The organism is Pseudarthrobacter sulfonivorans, assembly GCF_014712225.1.
GTDB classification, from domain to species: Bacteria; Actinomycetota; Actinomycetes; order Actinomycetales; family Micrococcaceae; genus Arthrobacter; species Arthrobacter sulfonivorans.
The window spans coordinates 1-4,650 of sequence record NZ_JACXBW010000035.1 but is presented as its reverse complement, the minus strand read 5'-3'; the positions used below and the strand labels follow the sequence as shown (position 1 = coordinate 4,650).

Here is a 4,650-nt window from a genome sequence, read left to right as displayed (position 1 = left end):
AATCCACATTAAGTGAGAGAGCGTTCCGGCTTTTCTTGCATTAAGTGAGAGAGCGTTGACGTCTTTAGTGTGCTTGGGCGGCGGCGCCTGTGGTGTTTCCGCCCAGCCGTGCCGTGACCTTGTTGGCGGCTGCCGCGCAGGACTCGCCAAGGTTCTGCAGCCGCTCCTGGGAGACGCGGAACCGCGGGGCGGGGATGAGGACAGCTGCCACAACGTCGCCACGGTGATCGTAGACGGGGGCGGCAACGCCAACTTCATCCAGCGAACTTTCCCCGTAATTGACGGCCCATCCGCGGCGGGAGTCGCCTTTAAGGCGGACCAGGTAGCTGTCGAGGCTGGTCTCATCCACCCCTGCGTACGTGATGGCTCCGCTGCGGATGAGTGAGCGCACGCGTTCTTCCGGTTCCGTTGCAAGGAATACCTGGACCGAGGCGCTCAGGGCGTCGTTGTACCGTGCCCCCAGCGGGGTGGTGTGTTTGATCTGGTGGCGGCTGGCGATCTGCTCCACGCAGATGGACTGATTGCCTTCCCACATCATCAGGGCACTGGTCTCCCCCGTCAGTTCGGTGAGCTCCCGGAGAACCGGATAGGCGACACGGCGCTCCTCCAGTTCAGCCAGCAGCGGCCCAGCGACGGCGATCAGCCCCAATCCGAGGCGGAAACGGCGGGTGTCCGCATCCCGCTCCACGAGGTTTTCCTGTTCAAAGGTGGCCAGGATTCGTGACACCGTGCTTTTGTGCAGGCCTACCCTGTTCGCAATTTCAGTGACACCCAGCAACGGTTCGTCAGCGGTGAATGAGCGAAGGACGGCGATGGCATTGACAATGACCGAGGCGCCCTTGGTATCGGCCTTGCCGCTAACGTCGCTGCCGTTGGTGTCGGGGCCGGTGCTGTCGCCGCCAGTGGTGTCACGGGAATCTGGTGTGCTCATGGTGCTCACTATCATTGCGCATAGTCCGCGGAAAGCGGCGCCGCAGCCAGTGCGGCGCCGCTTCCCGGCCTATTAACCCGGAGGGGTCAGCTGCGGGTTAGGCTCCGATGATGTTGTATTCCGGACCGAACGGGAACTTGGTGATGTTCTCGGCTCCGTCTTCGCCCACCACCAGGATGTCGTGCTCGCGGTAGCCGCCGGAGCCCGGCTGGCCGTCCAGGACGGTGATCATCGGTTCCATGGAGACCACCATGCCCGGCTCCAGCACGGTGTCGATGTCCTCGCGGAGTTCCAGCCCGGCCTCGCGGCCGTAGTAGTGGCTGAGCACGCCGAAGGAGTGGCCGTAGCCGAACGTGCGGTTGGCCAGCAGGCCGTGGCCCACGTAGATCTCGTTGAGCTCCGCGGCGATGTCCTTGCACACGGCGCCCGGCTTGATCAGCTCAAGACCGCGCTTGTGGACCTCGACGTTGATGTTCCACAGTTCCAGCGAGCGGGCATCCGGTTCGCCGTAGAACAGGGTGCGCTCCAGGGCGGTGTAGTAGCCGGACGTCATCGGGAAGCAGTTCAGGGACAGGATGTCGTGTTCCTGGATCTTGCGGGTGGTGGCCCAGTTGTGGGCGCCGTCGGTGTTGATGCCGGACTGGAACCACACCCAGGTGTCGCGGATTTCGGAGTTCGGGAAGGTCCGGGCGATCTCGTGGACCATGGCCTCGGTGCCGATCAGGGCAACCTCGTATTCGGTGATGCCGGCCGTGATGGCGTTGCGGATGGCTTCGCCGCCCAGGTCGCCGATGCGTGCACCGTGCTTGATGACCTCGATCTCTTCGGCGGACTTGATCATGCGCTGACGCATGGCGGCCTGGGCCACGTCCACCAGGGTGGCGCCGGAGAAGGCGGCCTGGATCTTGTTGCGGTTATCCAGTGGCAGCGAGTCGTCCTCGACGCCGAGGCGGCGCGGGTTGATGCCGCGGGTGCGCAGGACTTCCTGGATGGCGAAGATGTAGTTGTCGCGGCGCCAGTCCGTGTAGATGATGTTGTCGCCGTAGCTGCGGCGCCATGGCATGCCGGCGTCGATGTTCGCGGTGACGGTGACGTTGTCATCCTTGGTGACCACCATGGCGTAGGAACGGCCGAACGTGGTGAAAAGGTAGTCGGAGTAGTACTTGATGGAGTGGTAGCTGGTCAGGACGACGGCGTCGAGTTCCTTCTCCGCCATGATGCGGCGCAGGCCGGCGAGCCGGCGCTCGAACTCCGTGTCCGAGAACGTGAGGCTGACCTTCTCGCCGTTCTTCAGGACCTTGGTGCGCTCCAGTTCGGCGATGGACGATGCGTTTCCGGTGGTGATGGTCATGGTGTTGCCTTTCTGTGGTGCAGTTACTTTGAGATGGGAAGTGGGGGAAAGAATGGGGTTACTCGTGGCGCAGCGGTTCGTTGCCGGTTTCCCTGGAGAGTGCAACGGCGATCAGGGAAATTACCGCCGCACCGACGAGGTACCAGGCGGGGGCCAGATTGCTGGCGGTGGCAGCGATCAGGAGGGTTGCCATGAAGGGTGCGGTACCGCCGAAGAGGGCGTTGGAGAGGTTGAAGCTGACCGCGAAGCCGCTGTAACGGACCCGGGTGGGGAACATCTCGGCCAGGAAGCTGGGAAGCGTTCCGTCATTGAGGGTGAGCATTGCGCCCAACAAAATTTGGACGAGGACGATGACCAGGAAATTCCCGGTTCCCAACAGTGCGAAGGCGGGCACGGTCAGCACAATGAAGGTGATGGACGCGCTGATCAGCACCTTCTTGCGTCCGTAGCGGTCCGAGAGCATCCCGGTCAGGAAGATGAATCCGATGTAGGTCAGCAGCGCGATCGTGGTGGCAAGGAAAGATTCGGTTTCTCCGAGACCAAGCTCCGACGACAAATACGTGGGCATGTAGCTGAGGATGACGTAGAACCCGACGGCGTTGAGCAGCACGGCTCCGACGGCCTGCAGCAGCTGCCGCCAATGGTTCCGAAAGAGGCTGGAGACAGGTGCCTTGACGGCCTGGTCCTCCTTTGCGAGCTCGCGGAACACCGGGGTATCTTCGAGCTTGGTCCGGATGTAGCGACCGATCAGGCCCATCGGGGCTGCCAGCAGGAATGGCAGGCGCCACCCCCAGCTGTGCATCGCTTCGGTAGCCAGGAGGGTTGTCAGCAGGCCGGCGATGAGCGATCCGAGAAGCAAACCTGCCGCGGTGCTGGCGGGGACAACCGCCGCGTACAGGCCGCGCTTGTTGACGGGGGCGTACTCGACGAGGAAGGCCGAGGCTCCGGCATACTCCCCCGAGGCTGAGAAGCCCTGCACCACCCGGATGATCAGAAGCAGGACGGGCGCCCAGATGCCGATCGTGTCGTAACCCGGGATGAGTGCGATGCAGAAGGTCGCCCCGGACATGATCAGGATGGACAGGGAAAGTGCTGTCCGCCGGCCCACCTTGTCACCGATGTGGCCCCAGACGAACCCGCCCAGCGGGCGCACCAGGAACGAAATGGCGAACAGGGCGAAAGTCAGCAGGAGCCCGGTCTGGGGGTCGGATTCGGGAAAGAACACTGTGGCGATCGTGACGGCAAGGTAGCCGTAAACGGCGTAATCGAACCATTCAACAAAGTTGCCGATGAAGCTGGCCGCGATGACCCTGCGGCGGGTTTCCTTGCTGACGGCGGTGTCAGCAGGTTCATAGTCCTGGCCACTCAGGGTGCTGCGGCCAGCGCCGGAACCATCGTGCGTGCGGTTTGGCTCCGGGGTAAGTCCGCGGCCATGGGCCGGCGAGGAAGTTTCGTTACTCATGTATCCACCAAATTGGTTTGGAGTTGCATTCAGCGCAACGCTGTTGCAACAGACTATGCGTGATGGGCGACACAGTCAATGGTTTATTGTGAATATTGCGGCACGCTCATTGCGGTCCGTATGAGGTGTCCGCGCAATGCAGGAGGCCATCCGGCCCGGATGGCCACGTGGAATCCGGCAATCCTGCAGTTGCGTGTGACGAATCTTCGTTGCGTGCGCGGAAGATCGCCTTGATTGTTGGAGCGGTGCCCTCAGGTAGCGCTGCGGCGTTCCATTGACAGTCACTGCGGAGGCTGACATATTTCGAGTACGCGCTATACGCGCCGCGTTGTGTAATACGCAATGCGTAGTTTGCGAGCTTCGGGTTGGGAGCCGCGGCGAGAACCTTGAAACTGACGGGCGCCACCTGGCGCCCAAGCGCCGTCCCCGAGTCCCTGTCATCAGGAAGGAAACCAGCCAATGGTCCATAGAGTTCAGGCCGTCATTGCCAGGGCGAAGAACGCCCCGGTTTCAGTGGAGACCATTCTGGTCCCGGATCCGGGGCCGGGGGAGGCCCTGGTGGACATTCTCACGTGCGGGGTCTGCCACACGGACCTGCATTACAAGCAGGGCGGCATCGGGGATGATTTCCCTTATCTGCTCGGCCATGAGGCCACGGGTGTTGTCAGCGCCGTCGGGCCCGGCGTCACGCAGGTGGCCCCGGGTGACCGGGTGATCCTGAACTGGCGTGCCGTGTGCGGGGAATGCCGGGCGTGCGCCAAGGGCCAGCCGCAGTACTGCTTCAACACCCATAACGCGACGCAGAAGATGACGCTTGAGGACGGCACGGAGCTCGCTCCCGCGCTGGGCATCGGCGCGTTCGCGGAGAAAACTTTGGTTGCCGCGGGGCAGTGCACCAGGATTGAC

At 62.9% G+C, this 4,650-nt stretch carries 4 protein-coding genes; 1 reads left to right on the top strand and 3 read right to left on the bottom strand.

What is annotated here, in order from left to right:
* Positions 1–64: 64 nt before the first annotated feature.
* The 3 genes from IAQ70_RS22405 to IAQ70_RS22395 all read right to left on the bottom strand — a co-directional run bounded on the left by IAQ70_RS22405 (position 65) and on the right by IAQ70_RS22395 (position 3,744).
* On the bottom strand, positions 65–931 hold the full coding sequence (locus IAQ70_RS22405; RefSeq protein WP_190992155.1) for an IclR family transcriptional regulator: 867 nt from the start codon (positions 929–931) through the stop codon (positions 65–67).
* Between the two features lie 97 nt (positions 932–1,028).
* The gene (locus tag IAQ70_RS22400; RefSeq protein ID WP_190992154.1) at positions 1,029–2,282 is read right to left on the bottom strand and encodes an aminopeptidase P family protein; all 1,254 of its coding nucleotides are present in this window, start codon (positions 2,280–2,282) and stop codon (positions 1,029–1,031) included.
* A gap of 58 nt (positions 2,283–2,340) precedes the next feature.
* On the bottom strand, positions 2,341–3,744 hold the full coding sequence (locus tag IAQ70_RS22395; protein ID WP_190992153.1) for an MFS transporter: 1,404 nt from the start codon (positions 3,742–3,744) through the stop codon (positions 2,341–2,343).
* Positions 3,745–4,203: 459 nt separating this feature from the next.
* Between IAQ70_RS22395 and IAQ70_RS22390 the strand changes: the two genes are divergently transcribed.
* Positions 4,204–4,650, top strand: a 447-nt coding sequence (locus IAQ70_RS22390; protein WP_190992152.1) for an alcohol dehydrogenase catalytic domain-containing protein, incomplete at its 3' end; no start/stop codon positions are given.